Origin of the sequence: Thioalkalivibrio sp. ALJ4, assembly GCF_000377225.1 — a bacterium.
Lineage (GTDB): Bacteria > Pseudomonadota > Gammaproteobacteria > Ectothiorhodospirales > Ectothiorhodospiraceae > Thioalkalivibrio.
This window is the reverse complement of sequence record NZ_KB897917.1, coordinates 649,681-671,335: the sequence shown is the minus strand read 5'-3', so window position 1 is coordinate 671,335 and position 21,655 is coordinate 649,681. Positions and strand designations below refer to the sequence as shown.

At 65.5% G+C, this 21,655-nt stretch carries 17 protein-coding genes; 7 read left to right on the top strand and 10 right to left on the bottom strand.

Annotated features, from left to right (window positions below):
* Positions 1-3 precede the first annotated feature (3 nt).
* Positions 4-813, top strand: coding sequence for a gamma-glutamyl-gamma-aminobutyrate hydrolase family protein (locus C936_RS0103200; protein WP_018175163.1), 810 nt, complete (start codon positions 4-6; stop codon positions 811-813).
* Here the strand turns inward: C936_RS0103200 and C936_RS0103195 are convergent.
* From C936_RS0103195 to C936_RS0103180, 4 genes are read right to left on the bottom strand one after another with little or no spacing between them, the layout of a single operon-like run.
* Entirely contained in the window at positions 753-1,400 is a 648-nt protein-coding gene (locus C936_RS0103195; RefSeq protein WP_018175162.1) for a hypothetical protein, read from the bottom strand. The genes C936_RS0103200 and C936_RS0103195 overlap by 61 nt on opposite strands.
* Positions 1,400-2,011 (bottom strand): SCO family protein, encoded by a 612-nt coding sequence (locus C936_RS0103190; protein WP_018175161.1) that lies wholly within the window; start codon positions 2,009-2,011, stop codon positions 1,400-1,402. Before C936_RS0103190 ends, C936_RS0103195 begins: the two co-directional genes overlap by 1 nt.
* A complete protein-coding gene (locus tag C936_RS0103185; RefSeq protein ID WP_018175160.1) occupies positions 2,001-3,452 on the bottom strand; it encodes a cbb3-type cytochrome c oxidase subunit I in 1,452 nt (483 codons plus the stop codon). Before C936_RS0103185 ends, C936_RS0103190 begins: the two co-directional genes overlap by 11 nt.
* Before the next feature lie 6 nt (positions 3,453-3,458).
* On the bottom strand, positions 3,459-3,977 hold the full coding sequence (locus C936_RS0103180; protein WP_018175159.1) for a hypothetical protein: 519 nt from the start codon (positions 3,975-3,977) through the stop codon (positions 3,459-3,461).
* 160 nt (positions 3,978-4,137) lie between these two features.
* Between C936_RS0103180 and argB the strand changes: the two genes are divergently transcribed.
* A complete protein-coding gene (gene argB, locus C936_RS0103175; protein ID WP_018175158.1) occupies positions 4,138-5,016 on the top strand; it encodes an acetylglutamate kinase in 879 nt (292 codons plus the stop codon).
* 24 nt (positions 5,017-5,040) lie between these two features.
* Here argB and C936_RS0103170 read toward each other — a convergent pair whose 3' ends face one another.
* Entirely contained in the window at positions 5,041-5,697 is a 657-nt protein-coding gene (locus C936_RS0103170) for a DUF4124 domain-containing protein (protein WP_038038475.1), read from the bottom strand.
* Here C936_RS0103170 and C936_RS0103165 point away from each other — a divergent pair.
* The gene (locus C936_RS0103165) at positions 5,690-6,451 is read left to right on the top strand and encodes a sulfite exporter TauE/SafE family protein (protein ID WP_018138241.1); all 762 of its coding nucleotides are present in this window, start codon (positions 5,690-5,692) and stop codon (positions 6,449-6,451) included. The two genes, C936_RS0103170 and C936_RS0103165, sit on opposite strands and share 8 nt — an antisense overlap.
* A 75-nt stretch (positions 6,452-6,526) precedes the next feature.
* Here C936_RS0103165 and metH read toward each other — a convergent pair whose 3' ends face one another.
* Complete coding sequence (metH, locus tag C936_RS0103160; protein WP_018175156.1) at positions 6,527-10,318, bottom strand: methionine synthase; 3,792 nt, start codon at positions 10,316-10,318, stop codon at positions 6,527-6,529.
* 151 nt (positions 10,319-10,469) lie between these two features.
* Between metH and C936_RS0103155 the strand changes: the two genes are divergently transcribed.
* The gene (locus C936_RS0103155) at positions 10,470-11,210 is read left to right on the top strand and encodes an arginyltransferase (RefSeq protein ID WP_018175155.1); all 741 of its coding nucleotides are present in this window, start codon (positions 10,470-10,472) and stop codon (positions 11,208-11,210) included.
* Positions 11,211-11,235: 25 nt separating this feature from the next.
* On the opposite strand, the gene C936_RS0103150 is transcribed toward C936_RS0103155, so the two are convergent.
* On the bottom strand, positions 11,236-12,084 hold the full coding sequence (locus C936_RS0103150; protein WP_018175154.1) for a methyltransferase domain-containing protein: 849 nt from the start codon (positions 12,082-12,084) through the stop codon (positions 11,236-11,238).
* Entirely contained in the window at positions 12,081-12,899 is an 819-nt protein-coding gene (locus C936_RS0103145; RefSeq protein WP_018862865.1) for a class I SAM-dependent methyltransferase, read from the bottom strand. The genes C936_RS0103150 and C936_RS0103145 overlap by 4 nt, the downstream gene beginning before the upstream one ends.
* A 496-nt stretch (positions 12,900-13,395) precedes the next feature.
* On the opposite strand from C936_RS0103145, the gene purH reads away from it, so the two are divergent.
* The 3 genes from purH (at position 13,396) to C936_RS0103130 (ending at position 19,057) form a co-directional block, all read left to right on the top strand.
* Positions 13,396-14,961, top strand: a complete 1,566-nt coding sequence (gene purH / locus C936_RS0103140; protein ID WP_018175152.1) for a bifunctional phosphoribosylaminoimidazolecarboxamide formyltransferase/IMP cyclohydrolase — start codon at positions 13,396-13,398, stop codon at positions 14,959-14,961.
* An 8-nt stretch (positions 14,962-14,969) separates the two neighbouring features.
* The gene (gene purD, locus C936_RS0103135) at positions 14,970-16,259 is read left to right on the top strand and encodes a phosphoribosylamine--glycine ligase (RefSeq protein ID WP_018138235.1); all 1,290 of its coding nucleotides are present in this window, start codon (positions 14,970-14,972) and stop codon (positions 16,257-16,259) included.
* 311 nt (positions 16,260-16,570) lie between these two features.
* Positions 16,571-19,057, top strand: a complete 2,487-nt coding sequence (locus tag C936_RS0103130; protein WP_018862864.1) for a glycogen/starch/alpha-glucan phosphorylase — start codon at positions 16,571-16,573, stop codon at positions 19,055-19,057.
* Positions 19,058-19,061: 4 nt separating this feature from the next.
* On the opposite strand, the gene C936_RS0103125 is transcribed toward C936_RS0103130, so the two are convergent.
* Together C936_RS0103125 and C936_RS0103120 are read right to left on the bottom strand one after the other, a co-directional pair.
* Positions 19,062-19,943 (bottom strand): NAD(P)-dependent oxidoreductase, encoded by an 882-nt coding sequence (locus C936_RS0103125; protein WP_018175150.1) that lies wholly within the window; start codon positions 19,941-19,943, stop codon positions 19,062-19,064.
* 9 nt (positions 19,944-19,952) lie between these two features.
* On the bottom strand, positions 19,953-21,578 hold the full coding sequence (locus tag C936_RS0103120; RefSeq protein ID WP_018138232.1) for a BCCT family transporter: 1,626 nt from the start codon (positions 21,576-21,578) through the stop codon (positions 19,953-19,955).
* Between the last annotated feature and the right edge of the window lie 77 nt (positions 21,579-21,655).

Below are 21,655 nucleotides of genomic sequence, written 5' to 3'. Positions count from 1 at the left end.
ACCATGAGCAACGCCGGACCGGCGCGGCGTCCGGTGGTCGCGATCACCGGACCCGACCAGGGCGGAGGCCCCGCCTGGCTGTTCACCGCGCTGGCCGTCTGGCGCGCCGGCGGTCGACCCCTGCGCGTACGCCCCGGCAAGCCGCGCCCCCATCAATCGTTCGACGCACTGGTGGTCGGGGGCGGTGCGGATGTCGATCCCGAACTGTACGGGGAGTCGCTGCCTCAGGGCCCGAACCCCGAGGCCATTCGCGGCGCGGAACGGCGCCTGTCGCAGCGGCTGATCGGGTACCTTTTCTATCCCGCGCTCTGGCTGCTGCGGCGGCTGTTCCAGTCGCATGGCGGCGTGCTGGATGTGGAACGTGACCGGCTGGAGAAGGCGCTGATCCATCGCGCGCTGGACGAGCACCGTCCTGTACTGGGGATCTGTCGCGGGATGCAGCTGGTCAACGTGGTGCGCGGCGGGACGCTACAGCAGGATCTGGCCGAGTTCTATGTCGAGACCCCGCAAGCGCGCAGTCTGCTGCCGGTCAAGCCGGTCTTGCTCGATGGCCGCAGCCATCTGGCCGAGATACTGGGCGCGGGCACGATCCATGTGAACGCGCTGCACAATCAGGCGGTGGACCAACTGGGCCAGGGGATGCGCATCGTCGGACGCGAGGAGACAGGTGTCGTCCAGGCGATCGAGGCCGAACACGGCTGGTGTATCGGCGTACAGTGGCACCCCGAATACCTGCCGCAAAAACGCCGCCATCAGCGCCTGTTCCGGGCGCTGGTGGCGGCAGCGAAGGAAATCGCCACCTCGCGACGCTGACCGACACCCTCAGCGGCCACCCGCCGGTGCCGCTCTGGCGGCCCCAGCAACAGCAGCGCCAGGATCGCGATGAGGCTGATCGCCCCCAGCCCCAGCATGATGTTGCCCAGCATCAACTGCTCGCCCAGGAGATACGCATTGCACAGCCTGTCCGGGGCCTCGCGGTAGAGCCAGCCCATCACGAAGAACATGGCCGTACCCTTGACCCACAGCACGCCCCGCACCAGTAATGGGAGCCGGTGTGCCGTCAACCCCAGCGGTATCCCGGCCAGCAGCACGAGTGTCACGATCTTCATCCAGCCCGCCCCGGCCTCGAGTACGGCCGCATCCAGGTTGCGGGGCAACAGCCAGTAGACAACAACGAAGAGCGCCAGAAGCAGTCCCAGCACCCCGTACGCATCCAGGCGCGCAGCCCGGATGCGCCAGGCCTCCGGCAGCGACCGGGCGATCAGCGCACCCGCCAGCACCAGCAGCGGGATCTGCACCAGCATGTGTCCGATCAGGCTGGCCTCCAGCCAGGGCCGCAGCGGCGTCAGGACGAGTACTGCCAGCAATGCCGGCCCCGCCCAGACGGTGGACGGCCGCATCACCAACGCGGCTCCAGGTAGGCCAGCACGTCGTCCACCGCATCGATGTCGTGAATCCCGGCCACGCGTGCGTCTGGCTCCACCACGTAAATGGCACCGTTGTGCACGAAGTCCTCGCCGTCCGGGATCACCACCACCTGGAAGTGGCGCAGTAGGCGATCCAGGTCCTCTCGGGTTTTCGGGCGTGCGAGATGCCAGGCCTCGGGGTTAGCCGAGAAGCGCTCGCCATACTCGAGCAGGCGCGCGGCATCGTCGTTCTCGAGATCGAAGGTGATGCTGAGCAAGGCTACGCGCTCGCCCAACACATCCTCCGGCAGCGCCTCCTGGATGCGGTGGAAGCTTGCCCCCAGCGTGGTGCAGGCGTGGTGGCAGCCGGTGTAGATGAAGTCCAGTACCACATACCGATCGCCCAGCTCGGCCAGGTCCAACTCCCCACCCCGCGCATCCTCCAGCGTCATCGCAGGCACCGGCGCCGGATTCTCGCGGGCGGCGAGGCGGCGCGCCTCCTCCGCAGTAAAGGCACGAAAGCCGTCGGTGGCCAGGGACAGGGTGGTAAAACCACCCAGCCCGAGGGCGATGATGGTCAGCCCGTAGATCGCATTACGCCACATTCTTCGCCACCCGCTTCAGTCCGAGGAAGAAACGCAACGCCAGCAACAGCGTTCCAAGGATCACCAGAGCCGCGGCAACCGAACCCAGCTGGGCATAGGCCGCCCATTCGGGCAGGTGCTCGGCGAAACGTCGCGGCACACTGGACGCGCCGCTGTAGAGGAACACGGCCACCAGGGCCAGGCCGCCACCGGTAAAGGTCCAGAACCCCAACCGGTCGAAGAAGCCATCGCCCTCCGCCTGCGAACGGGTCAGCCACGCCATGAAGCCGAACATCATCGCGACCACACCCAGCAGCAGATAGAAGTGGAAGTGGCCCGGGACCCAGAGGGTGTTGTGCATCACCGTGTTGACCACGATGGTCGCGTCGATGATGGCCGGGATCACGCCGGCCGCCCAGCCGAACACACCGAGGAAGACGAAGCCGGAGGCGATATCCCAGCGGATGCCCGAGCGGTAGACGTTGGTCAGCGCGCCCCAGGCCGTCACCAGCAGTACCGGCAGACCACTCGTGTAGGAGATCACCTGCCCCAGCACGTGCAGCGAGGTCGGCTGCGAGAAGTCCATCAGCAGGTGGTGCGGGTAGACCAGCAGCACCATCACGGTAGAAGCCGCCCATGCCGCCAGGAACACCCGCGACACCTTCCAGGGACGCCCGGTGTAACGGGGCAGGATTTCGTAGACCCCGATGACCGCCATGTAGATCGTGGCGTTGATGAACACGTGGCCGAAGAAGTAGGTCAGGTTCTTCGCCCACAACGAATCAATCTCGAACCCCGGCTGGTAGAGGTTGATCAGGCTCATGCTCAGAATCGCCGCGCCTGCCACGATGCCGAGGGTGTTCACGATCAGCACCATGGTGCTGGCCACCACTGCGGGCGGCGGCGGATCACCCGCCCGACCGAACAGCTGCGGAAGACCGAGCGAGCGGCCCAGCCCGCCATAGTTCGTGATCAGCGACCGCGCGATATCGATGTACAGCAGCAAGAAGCCGACGCCGATTGCCAGCAGCCCGAGGAAGAACGACGCCGCGGCGGCCTGCGTCCACAGGCCCATCGGGGTCTGCGGCAGCGGGTAGAGGAAGGTCCAGGCGCCGGCAAAGCCGCCAATGAAGATGCCGCCCAGGATCAGGACGGCACCCAGCAGGAACAGCGCCAGATTGAGCAGGAACACGCCGGTGGACAACTCCACATGACGACGCAGGAAATACCACATCACCGCGCTCGAACCGAGGGCCACCGCCCCGACCATGCCGGCGCCATGCGCCGTCAGCACCTGGTAGAAGCCGGCGGCTCCCATCAGGTCCATGCCCGCCTGTTCCAGACGCATCAGCAGCCCAAAGACCATCATCAGCAGCAGCACGACCACCGTGGTCGCCAGGTAGGTAATCACCGCGTTGCGTGCGCCGCGCGGCACGGCCGGTTCCATCGTCGTATCACTCATGACCGTTTACTCCGTGACGGTGAGTTCGGCGACCATCGCATGATGCGCGACGCCGCAGTATTCAAGGCACAGGACCTGGTACGTACCCGGCTGCTCGAAGGTGTACTCGAGGATGTTCGTGTAGCCCGGCATCGCCTGAGTCTGGGTCAGCAGGGTCATGTCCTCGTCGTAGATGGCGAACCCGTGGTTCACGTCCTGGCTGGTGACGCGGAACTGCACCGGCTCACCGACGCGAAATTCGTCCTGCGACAGCTCCCAGCGCCACATGTGGCCGGTCACGTTGACCGTCTGAACCCCTTCGGCCTCCGCGTCGGCGGCGTAGGGCATCAAGGTCAGGGTGTAGAGAAACACCGGCGTGACCACGGCCAGCAGAACCCAGAAGCTCCAGTCACGCAGGCGATAGGAACGGGCCGCCAGCTCACCGGCATCGACCGGGGTCGGCCGCGAAAAGGCGGCCCAGAGGAAGACGGCCGTAACCGGGACAACCAGCAGGATCGTCAGCAACAACGAGACGGATTGCAGCATCGCAAGCTCCCTTTTGTTATAGATACAATGCAGCTTTATACCGGGGCGCCACTGAATCGTCAAACGATGTATATGCTATACATGTTCATGGCGGTGGCCGCACGAAAGGCGATTGGCAGTGGTAAACTGCGCCCCCTATTGCGCGGACCACCGAAACGCCATGGATACCCAGACGGCCCATTCCGTAGCCCATGTCCTGATCGAGGCGCTGCCCTATATCCAGCGCTTCGCGGGCAAGACGATCGTGATCAAGTACGGCGGCAACGCCATGACCGAGGACCACCTGAAGGCCTCGTTCGCGCGCGACATCGTGCTGCTCAAGCAGGTGGGTGTGAATCCGGTGGTGGTGCATGGCGGGGGGCCGCAGATCGGCCAGCTACTGGAACGGCTGGGCAAGCAGACAGAGTTCGTCAACGGCCTGCGCGTGACCGACCGCGAGACCATGGACGTGGTGCAGATGGTGCTCGGCGGGATCGTGAATCAGGAGATCGTCTCGCTGATCAACCGCTTCGGCGGGCGCGCGGTGGGCCTGACCGGCAAGGACGGCCAGATGATCCGCGCAAACCCGCTGCGCGACTACGGCGCGTCCGAGGGTCAGCCGACCGTGGACCTGGGGCACGTGGGCGAGGTCGAGGGCGTGGACCCGGCGATCGTGCATACACTGGATGACAGCGACTTCATCCCGGTGATCGCGCCAATCGGCTTCGATCGAGAGGGCAAGGCCTACAACATCAATGCCGACACGGCGGCCGAGAAGCTCGCAGTGGTGCTGGACGCGGAAAAGCTGTTCCTGCTGACCAACACCCCGGGGGTACTGGACGGCAACGGGGAACTACTGCCCAAGCTGTCGGCCCCGCAGGTGGACGAGATGATCCGCGACGGGACGATCCACGGCGGGATGATCCCGAAGATCCGCTGCGCGCTGGATGCGGTGCGCAGCGGCGTCAATGCCACGCATATCGTCGATGGCCGCGTGGAACACGCGGTGCTGCTGGAGCTTCTGACCGACGAGGGCGTGGGCACCCTGATCAGTCGCTAGACCGACGGACGTTTACGGGCGTTTCTAGCCTTCGCCGTTGCCGACCAGGCGCTGATAGTCCTCACGGTCCAGATCCAGCCTCTGCTGGATGGCGGCAAGGCGGTCTTCCTGCCCCCGGCGGTACGCGCGCTCGCGGTCAATACGCGCCTCCAGATCCTCCAGCTGCACCTCGAACCGTGCGCGCGCCGAAGCCGACTCGCTGGATTCATACTGACGACGAATACGTTCGCGCTCGCGCAAGAGCGTGATCTCCTGCGCCTCGGAGCGCGCGATATCCCCGCCAATGGCCGCCACACGGCGCGCGCGCAGCTCTTCGATCTCGTCCAGATTCTCGTAGGCCTGACGCAGCTGACGCTCGCGCGCCGCCTGGTCGGCCCGCGCCTGGCGCGCGGCCTCCAACTCCTGCTGCGCACGTTCCTGTTCGGCCCGGGCCTCCTCACGCTCCTCGGCGGTAGGGGGAGCGGGTATGATCTCCCGCATCAGGCCACGGGAATCAAACACGCGGCGCTCGCGCTGGCTGGCCTCGGGCTGTGGGGTGTTCGAGTAATGCACGGTGCCGTCATCATCGACCCAACGATAAATATCCGCGTGCGCCGGCAGCGCCAGCACCAGTGCCAGCACCCCCCAAAAAACGCCGCGCCACCACACGGAACCGCGCTTTCTGCCCCCTGACATGACCATACTCGAACACCTCGGCCTGCTCTTCATCGCCATCCTGGCGAATGGATTCTCCGCCCTTGCGGGCGGCGGGGCCGGCCTGTTGCAGTTGCCGGTCCTCATTTTTCTGGGACTCCCCTATCCCGTTGCCCTGGCCACACACAAGATCGCCACCGTCGCGCTGGGCGCCGGGGCCAGTCTGCGGCACCTCAAGCAAAGCACATTCGAACCGGCGCGCCTAGCCGTCATTCTCGCGGCCGGTCTTCCCGGGGTGCTGATCGGTGCCTGGCTGGTATTGGGAATCCCTCCACGGGCCGGCGAGATCGCCCTGGGCCTGCTGACAATTGCCCTGGGCTGGTACTCCTGGCGCCGGCCGCAACTAGGGCAGGCCGTGCGCGAGACCGACAAGACCCTGCAGCACGCCGTGATCGGCGCACTGGGGCTGTTCATCATCGGCATCCTGAACGGCTCGCTGGCCTCCGGCACCGGACTGATGGTGACGCTCTGGCTGGTGAGCTGGTACGGGATGAGCTACACCCAAGCGGTTGGATACACCATGGTGCTGGTGGGACTGGTCTGGAATGGCGCCGGGGCCCTGTTGCTCGGCTCCTTCGGCACCGTCCAGTGGGATTGGCTGCCGGCGCTGCTGGTCGGCAGTTTCATTGGCGGCTATCTGGGGGCGGCCCTGGCCCACCGCTACGGCAATCGACTGGTCAAGCGGACGTTCGAGGTGGTGACCGTGCTGACCGGGATCGCGCTACTGGCCCCGGTGCCCTGATCACGGGCGAACACGCAGACAAAAAGAAGCCCCGCACGAGGCGGGGCTTCCGTTAGCGGCACATCTTGCAGCCGATCAGGCGGACCGGGCCTCGCGCTCGGCCTTGGCTTCCGCCTTGGCCTCGTCGCTGTCGTCGTAGCCGATGTTCGGCGCGAGCCAGCGCTCGGCATCTTCGAACGACATGCCCTTGCGCTTGGCGTAGTCCTCGACCTGGTCGCGGTTGACCTTGCCCAGACCGAAGTAGCGCGACTCCGGATGGGCGAAGTACCAACCGGACACGGCCGAGACCGGCAGCATCGCGTAGCTCTCGGTGAGCGTCATGTCCGCGTGCTCTTCGGGCTGCAGAAGCTCCCAGAGCGTGCCCTTCTCAGTGTGCTCGGGGCAAGCCGGGTAGCCCGGGGCCGGGCGAATGCCCTGGTACTTCTCGTCGATCAGGTCCTCGTTCGGCAGCGCCTCGTCCGGGACATAGCCCCAGTAGTGCTTGCGCACGTACTGGTGCATGCACTCGGCAAAGGCCTCGGCCAGGCGGTCCGCCAGGCTCTTCACGAGAATCGCGTGATAGTCGTCGTTGGCCTTCTCGTATTCTTCGGCCTTCGCGTCGACATCGCCACCGGCGCTGACCGCAAACGCACCCAGGTAGTCCGGGCCACCGGCCTCCTTCGGCATCAGGAAGTCGGCCAGCGAGTGGCTCGGCTGACCGCGGCGCTTCTCGGTCTGCTGACGCAGGTGGTGCAGCTTCTTCAGCACCTTCGAGCGGCTTTCGTCGGTATAGACCTCGATGTCGTCGTCATTAACGGTGTTCGCCGGGAAGAAGCCGACCACACCACGCAGGGTGACCCACTTCTCCTCGATCATGCGATCGAGCATCTCCTGGCCATCCTTGAACAGCTTGCGCGCCTCTTCGCCCACCTTCTCGTCATCGAGGATGCGCGGGTAGGCGGCGTGCAGCTGCCAGGAGTGGAAGAACGGCGTCCAGTCGATGAAGTTCTTCACCTCGTTCAGGTCGAAGTCATCGAAGCGCAGCAGCACGGAGCCGTCGCCATGCGGGTGCAGCAGCTTCGGCTCGCCCGGCAGCTTGTCGGTCTCCAGCGCCTTCGGCTTGGTCGGGGTGTAGCTCGACCAGTCGATCTGCGGCTTGTTGGAACGCGCCTTCTCCAGGGTGACCCACTGGGTCTTCTTCTTGCGCCCGGCGTTCTGCACGCGCAGTTTTTCGTATTCCTCGCGAATCTCGGCGGCGTAGTTCTCGCGCAGTTCGGGGCTGATCAGGCTCTGGGCCACGCCCACGGCACGCGAGGCGTCCTTCACCCAGACCACCGGGCCGGAGTAGTTCGGCTCGATCTTGACCGCGGTATGGGCGCGCGAGGTGGTGGCACCGCCAATCATCAGCGGTGTACTCATGCCTTCGCGCTCGAGATCAGCGGCGAAGTTGGCCATCTCCTCCAGCGACGGGGTGATCAGGCCGGACAGGCCGATGACGTCCACATCGTGTTCCTTGGCGGCCTTCAGGATCTCGGCACCCGGCTGCATCACGCCGATGTCGATGACCTCGAAGTTGTTGCACTGCAGCACGACGCCGACGATGTTCTTGCCGATGTCGTGGACGTCGCCCTTCACCGTGGCCATCAGGATCTTGCCGTTGTTCTCGGTGCCGGTCTTCTCGGCCTCGATGTACGGGATCAGGTGGGCCACGGCCTTCTTCATCACGCGCGCGGACTTGACCACCTGCGGCAGGAACATCTTGCCCTCGCCAAACAGGTCGCCGACCACGTTCATGCCGTCCATCAGCGGGCCCTCGATCACCTGGATCGGGCGGTCGTACTGCTGGCGTGCCTCTTCGGTATCCTCGACCACGTAGGTGTCGATGCCCTTGACCAGGGAGTGCTCGAGGCGCTTGGTGACTTCCCATTCACGCCACTCGAGGTTCTCTTCCTTCTTGCCGCCGCCCTGGCCCTTGTACTCCTCGGACAGGTCAAGCAGCCGCTCGGTCGCGTCATCGCGACGGTTCAGGACCACGTCCTCGACCGCTTCCTTCAGCTTCTCATCGATGTCGTCGTAGACCGCCAGCTGGCCGGCGTTGACGATCCCCATGTCCATACCCGCCTTGATGGCGTGGTACAGGAACACCGCGTGGATCGCCTCGCGCACCGGCTCGTTGCCGCGGAAGGAGAACGACACGTTGGACACGCCGCCGGAGACCAGCGCGTGCGGCAGGTCCTGCTTGATGCGACGGGTGGCCTCGATGAAGTCCACGCCGTAGTTGTTGTGCTCCTCGATACCGGTCGCGACCGCGAAGATGTTGGGGTCGAAGATGATGTCCTCGGCCGGGAAGCCGACCTTCTCGGTCAGCAGCTTGTAGGCGCGGGTGCAGATCTCGACACGGCGGTCCTCGTTATCGGCCTGGCCGTCCTCGTCGAAGGCCATGACCACGATCGCGGCGCCGTAGCGACGGCACAGCTGGGCCTGCTTGATGAAGTTTTCCTCGCCCTCCTTCATGGAGATCGAGTTGACCACCGGCTTGCCCTGAACACACTTCAGGCCGGCCTCGATGATCTCGAACTTGGAGGAGTCGATCATCACCGGCACGCGGGCGATGTCCGGCTCGCCGGCCAGGAGGTTCAGGAAGCGCACCATCGCGTCCTGAGACTCCAGCATCCCCTCGTCCATGTTGATGTCGATGATCTGGGCGCCGCCCTCGACCTGGTTCAGCGCGACTTCCAGCGCGACGTCGAATTCCTCGTTCTGGATCAGACGCAGGAACTTGCGCGAGCCGGTCACGTTGGTGCGCTCGCCGACGTTCACGAACAGCGAGTCGTCGGTGATGTTGCACGGCTCGAGGCCGGACAGGCGGCAGGCCGGGGCAATCTCCGGCACCTTGCGCGGGGCGTGCTTCTCGACCGCCTCGCGCATCGCGCGGATGTGCTCCGGCAGCGTGCCGCAGCAGCCGCCGATGATGTTCAGCATGCCCTGCTCGGCCCAGGGGCCGACGTCCTCGGCCATCTGCTCCGGGGACTCGTCGTAGTCACCGAACTCGTTCGGCAGACCGGCGTTGGGGTGCGCGGACACGTGGGTGTCGGCGATGCGCGACAGCTCTTCCACGTACTGGCGCATTTCCTTCGCGCCCAGCGCGCAGTTCAGGCCGATGGAGACCGGGTTCGCGTGACGCACCGAGTTCCAGAAGGCCTCGGTGGTCTGCCCGGACAGAGTACGGCCGGAGGCGTCGGTGATCGTCCCGGAGATCATGATCGGGAGTTCCTTCCCGAGCTCGTCTTCCAGGGTCTTCACCGCAAAGATCGCGGCCTTGGCGTTCAGGGTGTCGAACACCGTCTCGATCAGCAGCAGGTCCACGCCGCCCTCGACCAGGGCCTCGGCAGCCTCCTTGTAGGAATCGACCAGGGTGTCGAAGTCGACGTTACGCGCACCCGGGTCGTTCACGTCCGGCGAGATCGACGCGGTGCGGTTGGTCGGCCCGAGGATGCCGGCGACAAAGCGCGGCTTGTCCGGGGTCTTCTCCGTCCAGGCATCAGCGGCCTTGCGCGCGAGCTTCGCGGATTCGCGGTTCAGCTCGGGGACCAGGTCCTCCATGTGGTAGTCCGCCATCGCGATGCGGGTACCGTTGAAGGTGTTGGCCTCGATGATGTCGGCGCCGGCCTCGAGATAGTCGTTGTGGATCTGCTCGATGATGTCCGGACGGGTCAGCGACAGCAGGTCGTTGTTGCCCTTCAGATCGGACTCCCAGTCCTTGAAGCGCTCGCCGCGGTAGTCGGCCTCCTCCAGCTTGTACAGCTGGATGGTCGTGCCCATCCCGCCGTCCAGAATCAGGATGCGCTCTTTCAGCGCTTTCTCGATGTCGTTTCGCGTTGCCGTCATGTGCGGTACACCATTGTGTTGAATGGATTCATGGTCATGGCCGGGCGTCCCGGCCCGGCGGGAACCCGCCTTTGGGGCGGTGTTCCGGATATTGATGCACGGGCCCGGTCTCCTCTTTTGCGCCCGTCGCGAGTCGTGTCACGATAGCCGTATGCAGGAGCACCCGATCCGTTGGTTTGTTACGGCCCCACAGGCCTGTCCCTATCTGGACGACCGCGAGATGCAGAGCCTGCTGGTCGACCCCGCGGTCAGCCTGGGCGGGGCGCGCTATGGGCAACTGCTCGCCGAGGGCTTTCGCCGCAGCGGCCAGTTCGTCTATCGCCACCACTGCCCGACGTGCTCGGCCTGCGTTCCGGTGCGGATCCCGGTTGCGGATTTCGCACCCAGCCGCAGTCAGCGCCGCTGCCTGAAACGCAATCATGATCTCGCGGTCACAATTACGCGCCCTCCGGACCAGCCCGGGCATACGCCCTGCGCGGATCTCGACGAGCACATGCCGCTGTTCTCACGCTATCTCGCCCACCGCCATACCGGCGGCGGCATGGAACGCATGGGGCGCGACGATTACGCGGGCATGCTTAGCCACCGCAACGGTCCGGTGGATATCCTCGAATTCCGCCGGGACCACAACCTGGTGGCCGTTGCGCTCACCGACCGCACCCCACAGGGGCTGTCGGCCATGTACAGCTTTTTCGATCCGGAGACCCCGGATCGCGGCCTGGGCACCCTCGCCGTGCTTACGCAGATCGCGCATGCCCGGCGGCTGCGCCTGCCGCATGTGTATCTCGGGTACTGGATCGACCAGGCCCCGAAGATGGCCTACAAGACCCGCTTCCGGCCCATCGAGGGCCGGGTGAACGGGGTCTGGAAGCGGCTGACGACCCACCCGTAGCGGCCGCCAGCCCTCCCCGGTCGACTTACTCGGCCGGCTTGCGGAAGCGGAAGATGCCCCAGGTCAGATAACCCGACTGGCCGCCATCCACCCAGTGCTGCAGACCCTGCTTCATGCGGTCGATGTAGTCCTGGGAGATATAGCCACGCAGCTCCTCTTCGCGCGACTCCAGTTCCTGCTTCACACGACCATAATGCGTCGCGATCTGGTTGGAGTGCTCCTCGAAGCTGACCTCGTAGAGCCCCGCTTCCTTGGCCGCCTCGCGATAGAGCGAGGGGCTGGCCAGCGAGTCGAGGTGGATGCGGGCCAGGATCGGATCGAGCACGCCATCCGGGCAGTTGTCGGTCTGCATCGGATCGGTGAAGATCAGCCAGCCACCCGGCTTCAACACGCGCGCGGCCTCCTTGATCACTTCCTTTTTCTTGTCGTTCTGGCTGTGCAGGAACGAGTCCTCCGACCAGACGACATCGTAGGAGGCATCCGGCTCGTCGACCTTCTCGAAGGAGCCGTCGACCACGGTGATCTTGTGGTCGAGATGACGCGCCTTGTTGATCTCGCGATCACGCTCGTTCTCCTTCTCGGAGAGATTGAGCGCGGTCACGTCACAGCCGTAGTTCTCGACCAGGTAGCGGGCCACGCCGCCATACCCGGCACCCATGTCGAGCACGCGCCATTCCGGCTGCGGCTCGCCGAGCAGGTCGGACATATGGGCGACGGTGCGCCGGCTGGCGTCACCGATCGGCTCACCCTGGTACTCGTACATGCCGATGTGCAGGTCTTCGCCACCCCACACCAGCTTGTAGAAGGTATCGGCGTCTTCGCTGTTGTAGTAGTCGCGCGCCGTCTCGACGACGTCGGAATACTGGTTGCTCATCGGTTCTCGTCCTCGATGTAACGCTTGTCGGCGACGTGAATGAAGAAGTCCGGATCCGTCTCGCGGTAGGTTTCCTGGAAATCGCCGTAGGTCTCGATCTGCTGGAAGCCGACCTCGCGCATCAGGCGACGCACATAGGCCTTGCGCAGCGGGAACATGTTCAGGAAGTACTCGGAGCCATCCGGGAAGCGGTACTGGAAGCGGGCCAGCCCCTCATCCACATGCGCCGGCTGCACCTGGACGTCGTCGCCGCAGTAGTAGTACGTATGCTTGGACGAGTAGCCGTGATCCATGATGGTGTCGTAGTTGCGCTGATCGAGGATCAGCACGCCATCGTGGTTCAGGGCGGAGTAGAACTCGGCCAGGGCCTTGCGGCGGTCGTGTTCGTTGAACAGGTGGGTAAAGGAGTTACCCAGGCAGACCACCGCGTCGTAGCGGCCGTAGATGTCGCGATTCAGCATGCGCCAGTCGGCCTGCACGGTGCGCAGGATGTGACCCCGCTTGCGACCGTTTTCGAAGGCCTTGGCCAGCATCTCCGGGGCACCATCGGCGGTCACCACATCGAAACCGGCCTCACGCAGCTGCGCAGAATGGAAGCCGGTCCCGGCCGCCACATCCAGCACGCGTTTGGCGCCACGCTTTTTCAGCTCTTCGATGAAGAAGGTGCCTTCGCTCTTGGCACGGTTATCCCAATCGATCAGGTCGTCCCACTTGTCGACAAAACCGGTGGTGTATTCGTTGAGATAGTTCTCGGTATCGCGACGTTCGGTCGGCTTCTCGCCGAAATCCTGATCATTCTTGATGTTCGCGGACATGCTGATTCCTCTTGGCTGTACTGCGTTATTCACGCGGTCCAGCCGACCTTCGGCCGGACCGCCGGAACCAAGCCCACCGGACGCCGTCGCGTACCTCGCTCGGGCGGCACATCGACGATGATCCGGACCGGGCTGACTGCGCCCGGCGATCAGGCGTCCTCTCCCGCAAGCGCGTTGTCGGGCAGCGCCTGCGGCCGGCCTAGGCCGGTTTTCCCTCGCATCCGGAAGGGCAATCGGGCCCGGATGCCGAACCGTGGTCTGGCGGGCCCACCCGCCTGGTTCGGGGAAACGGTAACGGCGCCTCGCAACGCGTCGGGTCGCGGGCGATTTGGTTCCGAAATCGTTTTAATACCCTGAAGGTTTTGCACAAAAATTACAAGTTGTTTTGCGCAAAAGTACGAGCGAGCGGCCGCCACGGGGGCCTCGAACACGGACCACCCCTCCCGACGAGCTTCGCTATAATGGGGGCTTTTGATCCTTTCCCAGAGGCCCCCGAATGACCGCCAGCCGCCCCGTCCGTCGCGCCCTGTTATCCGTATCCGAAAAGACCGGCGTAGCGGAGCTCGCGCGCGCCCTGCACGAACGGGGCGTCGAACTCCTGTCCACCGGCGGCACCGCCCGCCTGCTGGCCGAGGAAGGCCTGCCGGTGACCGAAGTCTCGCAGCACACAGGCTTCCCCGAAATCATGGATGGCCGGGTGAAGACCCTGCACCCGCGCATCCACGGCGGGCTGCTCGGGCGGCGCGATATCGACGCCGACGTGATGGTCGAGCAGGACATCCCGCCGATCGACCTGCTGGTCGTGAACCTCTATCCGTTCGAGGCGACGGTCGCGCGGCCCGGCTGCACGCTGGAGGAGGCGATCGAAAACATCGACATCGGCGGGCCGGCGATGCTGCGCGCGGCGGCCAAGAACTATCGCGACGTGGCCGTCGCCACCAGCCCGGACCAGTACGGCGCCATCGTCGATACCCTGACCGAGCACGGCGAGGTCCCGGCGCCCCTGCGCTTTCGCCTGTCGGTGGCGGCCTTCGACCATGTCGCCCGCTATGACGCGGCGATCAGCAACTACCTCTCGGCGCTGGACGAGGACGGCGAGGCGGAACCCTTCCCGGGCCAGCTTAATGCCACCTTCGAGCGTGTCGAGGCGCTGCGCTACGGCGAGAACCCGCACCAGCGCGCCGCGTTCTATCGCGATCCCGCACCGGCACCCGGCTCGCTGGCCAGCTACCGCCAGCACCAGGGCAAGTCCCTGTCCTACAACAACCTGGCCGATGCCGACGCGGCCTGGGAATGCGTGCGCCAGTTCGAGGCCGGGGCCTGCGTGATCGTGAAACACGCGAACCCCTGCGGCGTGGCCGTCGCCCCGACCCAGCTGATGGCCTACGAACGCGCCTTCCAGACCGACCCCACCTCGGCCTTCGGCGGCATCATCGCCTTCAACCGCCCGCTGGATGGCGATACCGCACACGCAATCGTCAGCCGCCAGTTCGTGGAGGTCGTGATCGCCCCGGAAATCACCCCGGGCGCGCTGCGCGCCCTCGCCACCAAGAAGAACGTCCGGGCACTGGAGATCCCGCCGGCCGCCACGGCCCCGGGGCTCGACTACAAGCGGATTGGGGGCGGACTGCTGGTACAGGACGCCGATCGTGGCTCGCTCGCGGATGCGGAACTGAAGACCGTGACCGCGCGGGCCCCTTCCGAGCAGGAGACCCGGGACCTGTGCTTCGCCTGGCAGGTCGCGAAGTACGTGAAGTCGAATGCCATCGTCTACGCGCGTGACGAACAGACCATCGGGGTTGGCGCCGGCCAGATGAGCCGAGTCTATTCCGCGCGGATCGCAGGCATCAAGGCGGCGGACGAGGGCCTGCAGGTCGCCGGTTCGGTGATGGCCTCGGACGCCTTCTTCCCATTCCGCGACGGCATCGACGCAGCCGCCGAGGCCGGCATCACCGCCGTGATCCAGCCGGGCGGCTCGATGCGCGACGATGAGGTAATCGCCGCCGCCAACGAACACGACATCGCGATGCTGTTCACCGGCATGCGCCACTTCCGCCACTGAGGTCCGTGATGAACGTACTCGTTATTGGGAACGGCGGCCGCGAGCATGCCCTGGCCTGGAAACTGGCCCAGTCCTCGCGCGTACAGCGCGTGCTGGTCGCCCCCGGCAATGCCGGCACCGCGCGCACGGACAAGTGCGAGAACCACGCGGTGGACGTCACCGACATCGATGGCCTGCTGGCCCTGGCCGAGCGCGAAGACATTGCATTCACGGTAGTCGGCCCGGAGGCGCCGCTGGTTGCCGGCGTGGTGGATGCCTTCCGCGCCGCGGGCCGGCGCTGCTTCGGCCCGACGGCGAAGGCCGCGCAGCTCGAGGGCTCCAAGAGCTTCGCCAAGGACTTCATGCAGCGCCACGGCATCCCCACCGCCGCCTACGGCAGTTTCGAGGACGAGGCGGCCGCGCTGGACTTCATCAAGACCCACGGGGCCCCGATCGTGGTCAAGGCCGACGGGCTGGCCGCCGGCAAGGGCGTGATCCTCGCGCAGACCGAGGACGAGGCCTGCGCCGCGGTGCGCGACATGCTGGCCGGCAACGCCTTTGGCGAAGCGGGTCATCGTGTGGTGATCGAGGAATTCCTGCGCGGCGAGGAGGCCAGCTTCATCTGCATGGTGGACGGCGAGCATGTGCTGCCGCTGGCCTCCTCACAGGACCACAAGGCACGCGACGATGGAGACCAGGGGCCGAACACCGGCGGCATGGGCGCCTACTCGCCGGCCCCGGTGGTCACAGACGCGCTGCACGCGCGTATCCTGCGCGAGGTCATCGAACCGACCGTGCGCGGTATGGCCGCCGATGGCGAACGCTATAGCGGCTTTCTCTACGCCGGCGTGATGATCGACGCCGAGGGCAATCCGAAGGTGCTGGAGTTCAACTGCCGCTTCGGCGACCCGGAGACCCAGCCGATCCTGAGTCGCCTGGAGTCGGACCTGACCGATCTGGTCGAGGCCGCGCTGGACGGGCGCCTGGACCAGATCGAGGCACACTGGGATGCCCGCGTCGCCCTCGGCGTGGTACTGGCCGCCGGAGGATACCCGGGCGCCTACCGCAAGGGCGACGCGATCACCGGGCTCGAAGCGGTGGAGAATGACCCCGAGGCCTACGTATTTCATGCCGGGACCGCAACGCGCGAAGATGGCGCGGTCGTGACCGCCGGGGGCCGCGTGCTTTGCGTCGTGGGCCTTGGAAGGGACGTGAGATCCGCCCAAAAAAAGGCCTACGAGGCCGTGCACCGGATCCACTTCGAGGATATATACTGCCGGACAGATATCGGCTATCGCGCCGTCGCTCGCGAGGGGTAACCCAAGGCGGCGGCCCACACCCCAGGGAAACACTGATCAATGTACACGCTCGCGTTGGTACCCCAGGTTTTCCGAGGCCAGGCGCGTCGTGCAGCGGGCAGTGGTTCTACCCGCAAGCGGCGCAACGCAGGATCGGGGAACCTGGGGTGCCAACCCCGAAGGGGCCCGGCCGCTTCTGCGCGCGCACGGCGTTGCGGCCCCCTTGTGCAGAATGACTGCACGGCAGTCACCGCGCCTTGTTCGCACGCAAAAGCGACTCGAGCGCGAGCGTGTACATTGATCAGTGTTTCCCTAGTTCTGGAGACCATCTGATGGCCGCCCCCGAAGTAACGCACCTGCCTCACCTCCCCAATGACGTGGAGGGCCTGCGGCAATCGATTCGCGATGCCATCGTCCGCGTGGTGGGTGAAGACCCGCGCAAAGCCACCCACCGCGACTGGCTCGAGGCCCTGGCCTTCGCCATCCGCGGGCGCATGGTGGAACGCCGCCTGCTGACCCGCCGCCAGTTCGCCGAAGAAGACGTCAAGCGCGTCTACTACCTGTCGATGGAGTACCTGATCGGGCGCATGCTCGAGGCGAATCTGCGCAACATGGGCATCCTCGACGAGGCGCGCCAGGCAATGAGTGACCTCGGCGTGGATCTCGACCAGATCGTGGATCTCGAGGACGACGCGGCCCTGGGCAACGGCGGCCTCGGTCGACTCGCGGCCTGCATCCTGGAGTCACTGGCCACCCAGGGCTATCCCGGCTATGGCTATGGCATCCGCTACGAGTACGGCATGTTCCGCCAGGAGTTTGAGCCCCACCGCCAGGTCGAACACCCGGACAACTGGCTGCGTTACGGCAACCCCTGGGAGTTCCCGCGCTCGGATCGCAAGTACTCGATCCACTTCTACGGCTACGTGGTCGAGCACCATCATCCGAACGGCGAGACCCGTTACACCTGGGAAGATGGCGAGGAAGTCCTGGCCATGGCCTACGACTATCCGACCGCGGGCTACGGGCGGCGCAACGTGAACAACCTGCGCCTGTGGGCCGCCAAGGCGACCCGCGACTTCGACCTGCGCTACTTCAACGAAGGGGATTACATCCGGGCGGTCGCGGACAAGAACGAGTCCGAGACCATCTCCATGGTGTTGTACCCGAACGACGCCACCGCGATCGGCAAGGAACTGCGCCTGAAGCAGGAATACTTCTTTGTTTCTGCCTCGCTACAGGACGCCCTCGAACGCCACCTGGGGCTGGGCTACCCGCTGGATGCCCTGCCGGACAAGGCCGCGATCCAGCTGAACGACACCCACCCTGCAATCGCCGTGGCCGAACTGATGCGGCTGCTGGTCGACCACCACGAAGTGCCCTGGGATCGCGCCTGGGATCTGACCCGGCGGACCTTCGCCTACACCAACCACACCCTGATGCCCGAGGCGCTGGAGACCTGGTCGGTCCCGCTGATGCAGCACGTGCTGCCGCGCCACATGGGCATCATCTACCAGATCAACCACGAGTTCCTGGAAGAGGTCCGGCATCGCTACCCGGGGGACAATGACCGCCTGGCGCGCCTGTCGATCATCGACGAGGAAGGCGAGCGCCGGGTCCGCATGGCGCACCTGGCGGTGGTCGGCTCGCACCACATCAATGGCGTCGCCGCACTGCATACGCGCCTGCTGCAGGAGACCCTGTTCGAGGAGTTTTTTGAGCTCTGGCCGGAACGCTTCGTCAACGTGACCAACGGCGTGACGCCACGGCTGTGGATGATCCAGTCCAACCCGGCCCTGACCGAGCTCCTGGGCCGACGTATCGGCAACGACTGGCAATACGACCTGGAGCGCCTGCGCGCACTGGAACCCTACGCCACCGATCCGGAATTGCAGCGCGAATTCATGGCGGTGAAGCGCGCCAACAAGGCCCGGCTCGCGGACCTTGTGCGCGAACGCACCGGCGTGGAGCTGAACCCGGACGTGCTGTTTGACGTTCAGGTGAAGCGCATCCACGAGTACAAGCGCCAGCTGCTGAAGCTGCTGCACGTAGTGGACCTCTACCGTCGCATCCGCGCCGGCGAAGACATCCCGCCGCGCGTGGTGCTGTTCGGCGGCAAGGCCGCACCGGGCTACGCCCGCGCCAAGGCGATCATCCAGGTGATCAACGAGGTGGCCGACATCGTGAACCACGACCCGGCCGTTGGCGATCGCCTGAAGTGCGTGTTCTTCCCGAACTACGAGGTCAGCTCCGCCAGCATCATCATCCCGGCCGCGGACATCTCCGAGCAGATCTCCACCGCCGGCTTCGAGGCCTCCGGCACCGGCAACATGAAACTGGCGCTGAACGGGGCCCTGACCATCGGCACGCTGGATGGCGCCAACATCGAGATCCGCGATGCGGTTGGCGACGAGAACGTCTTCATCTTCGGGATGACCGCCGAAGAAGTGGTCGAGCACCGCGCCCGTGGCGAACAACCATCCGCCATCCTGAAGCGCACACCCGACCTGGCAGCCGCGGTGGACATGATCGAGTCGGGGTTCTTTACCTGCAACGACGCGGATACCCACCGCGAACTGGGGCGCTACCTGCGCGAAGACGATCCGTTCTTCGTACTGGCCGACTACTCGGCCTACGCGGAGGCCTGTGATCGGGCCGATGCCCTGTACGCGGACCCGGCCGCCTGGGCCGAGGCGGCGATCCACAATGTCGCTCGCATGGGCTTTTTCTCCATCGACCGCACGGTGCGCGACTACGCCAACCAGATCTGGGACGTCACCCCGGAGCCGGTTGCCCCCTCCAAGACCAACGGGGCCGCTTGACGGGTCAGTGTGCCGAGGGCTCGGGGGCGATCGCGCTGTAGATCGCGGAGTAGTCGGCGTTCGCCAGCCCGCGATCCTGCGCCTGCTCCAGTAGCTCCGCCAGCAGTGGGAGCCACGGGCCGATCAGTTGCGCGTCCTCTGCGGCGCGCTCGGCCAGGCGCACGTCCTTCAGCAGGTGCTTGACCGGGAAGTTCGCGGTACCGAAGTCACCGGAGAGCATCTTGTCCAGCTTCTTGTCGAAGGTCGGCGCATACAGCGCCGACTCGCGCAGGATATCCATGAAGGTATCAACGTTCGCCCCTTCACGGCGGACCAGCCCCAGGCTCAGGGAAAAGGCGGCGGTCAGACTGGCGATCAGCTGGTTGAATGCGAGCTTCAGGGCCGCGCCCTGCCCCACCGGACCGACATGCCGCGGGTTCTCGCCCAGCGCCGCGAGGACCGGACGCGCGCGATCGAAATCCGCCTCCGTATCGGCGCCGGCCATGACCAGCAAGCGGCCCTCGCGCGCTTCCGGGATCGACCCCAGTACTGGCGCCTCGACATAACAGGCCCCAGAGCGGCGCAGGTGCTCGGCCAGCTGGCGGCTCTCGGCCGGCAGGATCGTCGCCATCTGGATCACGCAACGCCCGTTCAGCGCGCCTTCCGGCAACGCCCTCAGCACCGCCTGGATCGCGGCGGCATCCGAGAGCATCAGCACCAGGGTATCGGCTCCGGCGACGGCCGCCGCCGGCTCGGTGTGTACCGTCACCCCCTCGCTGGCCAGGTCGCTGGCACGCTCCGGGGTGCGGTTGTAGGCCTCGACGGAAAAACCGGCGCGCAAAAGACGCAGGCCCATGGGTTGCCCCATGAGCCCGCAGCCCAGCAGCGCCACGCGGGACGCAGCCATAGTGACCTCCTACTTGATCTTGTCGTCCAGGTCCTCCGTATACCCCAGCAGGGTATGCGGCGGTGGCGCCTCTTTCTGGTACTTGGTGGGCGTCACGGCCTCGGTGGAATGCAGGCTCTTCCACAGCCCGACCACCATCACGAGCATCACCACCGAGAACGGCAGGCCGACGCTGATCGCCGCCGCCTGCAGGGCGGCAAGCCCCCCCGCCAGCAGCAGGATCGACGCCACGATCCCCTCGAGGATCGCCCAGTAGACCCGCTGGGTCACGGTCGGATTGCGCACGTCACCCGAGGCCAGGGTGTCGATCACCAGCGAGCCGGAGTCCGAGGAGGTGACGAAGAAGGTGACGATCAGCACCGTGGCCGCGGCCATGGCCAGCACCGCCAGCCAATCCCACAGCGGCATGGCCTCGATGGTCGCGAACAACGCGGTGGACACGCTCTCCTCGACCGCGCCGGAGATATTGGCCACGCCACCCACCTCGTAGCCCATCGCGGTACCGCCGAACACCGAAAGCCAGACGAAGGCAGCGGCCGTCGGCGCCAGCAGCACGCCGGCCACGAATTCACGGATCGTGCGCCCGCGCGAGACACGGGCGATGAACATGCCGACATACGGGGCCCAGGAGATCCACCAGCCCCAATAGAAGATGGTCCAGGCGGTGGCCCAGCCAGTCTCGTCGATGGTATCGGCCCACAGACTCATCTCGGGCAGGTGCTGCACGTAAACACCGGTCGACTCCACCAGCAAGCGCAGGATGAACAGTGTCGGCCCCATGATCAGCAACAGCGCGAGCAGGATCACCGCCAGCCCGATATTGAAATTGGAAAGCCGTTTGATGCCGCGATCTACCCCGAGGGCGACCGAGCCCACTGCGATCAGGGTGATGATCGCGACCAGGATGATCTGCATGGCCGTGGATTCCTCGATCCCGAACACGTAGTTCAGACCCGAGTTGATCTGCATGACCCCGAGGCCCAGCGAGGTGGCCACCCCGAACATGGTCCCGAACAGGGCCACGATGTCGATCAGGTGCCCCCAGGGGCCATAGATGCGGTCCCCGATGAACGGATAAAGCGAGGAGCGAATCAGCAGGGGCAGGTTATGCCGGTAGGCATAGTAGGCCAGCGACAGCCCAACGACGATGTAGATCGCCCAGGCATGCAGCCCCCAGTGGAAGAAGGTGTAACGCATCGCTTCGGCCGCGGCCGCGCTGGTCTCGCCATCGGCATGCGGCGGATCCAGGTAGTGGTACATCGGCTCGGCAATGCTCCAGAACAGCAGCCCGATCCCCATGCCTGCGGAGAAGAGCATCGCGAACCACGCGGCGTAGCTGAAACGCGGCGCCTCGAACTGGTCTCCGAGCCGTATGCCCCCGTAGCGCGAGAACATCAGGTACACGGAAAAGACCAGGAAGACCGTCACGACCAGCACGTAGTACCAGCCGAGATACTCGGAGATACCGGTCTGCAGCTTCTCGAAGATGCGCTCCGCCGTGTCCGGGAAGATCGCCCCGAACAGGACGAATGCCGCGATCACGGCACTGGAGATCCAGAACACCGGGCTGCAAATGATGCCGAAGCCGGCGATCCGGGTCTGGTTCAGCCCCGGGCTTGAAGACGGTTCTTCCATGCTTGGCTCCCCTATTCTTGTGTTGCGTTCAAACGCCGCACCGGCGTGTTGGGCACACCTCGGGACCTTGCATCCCG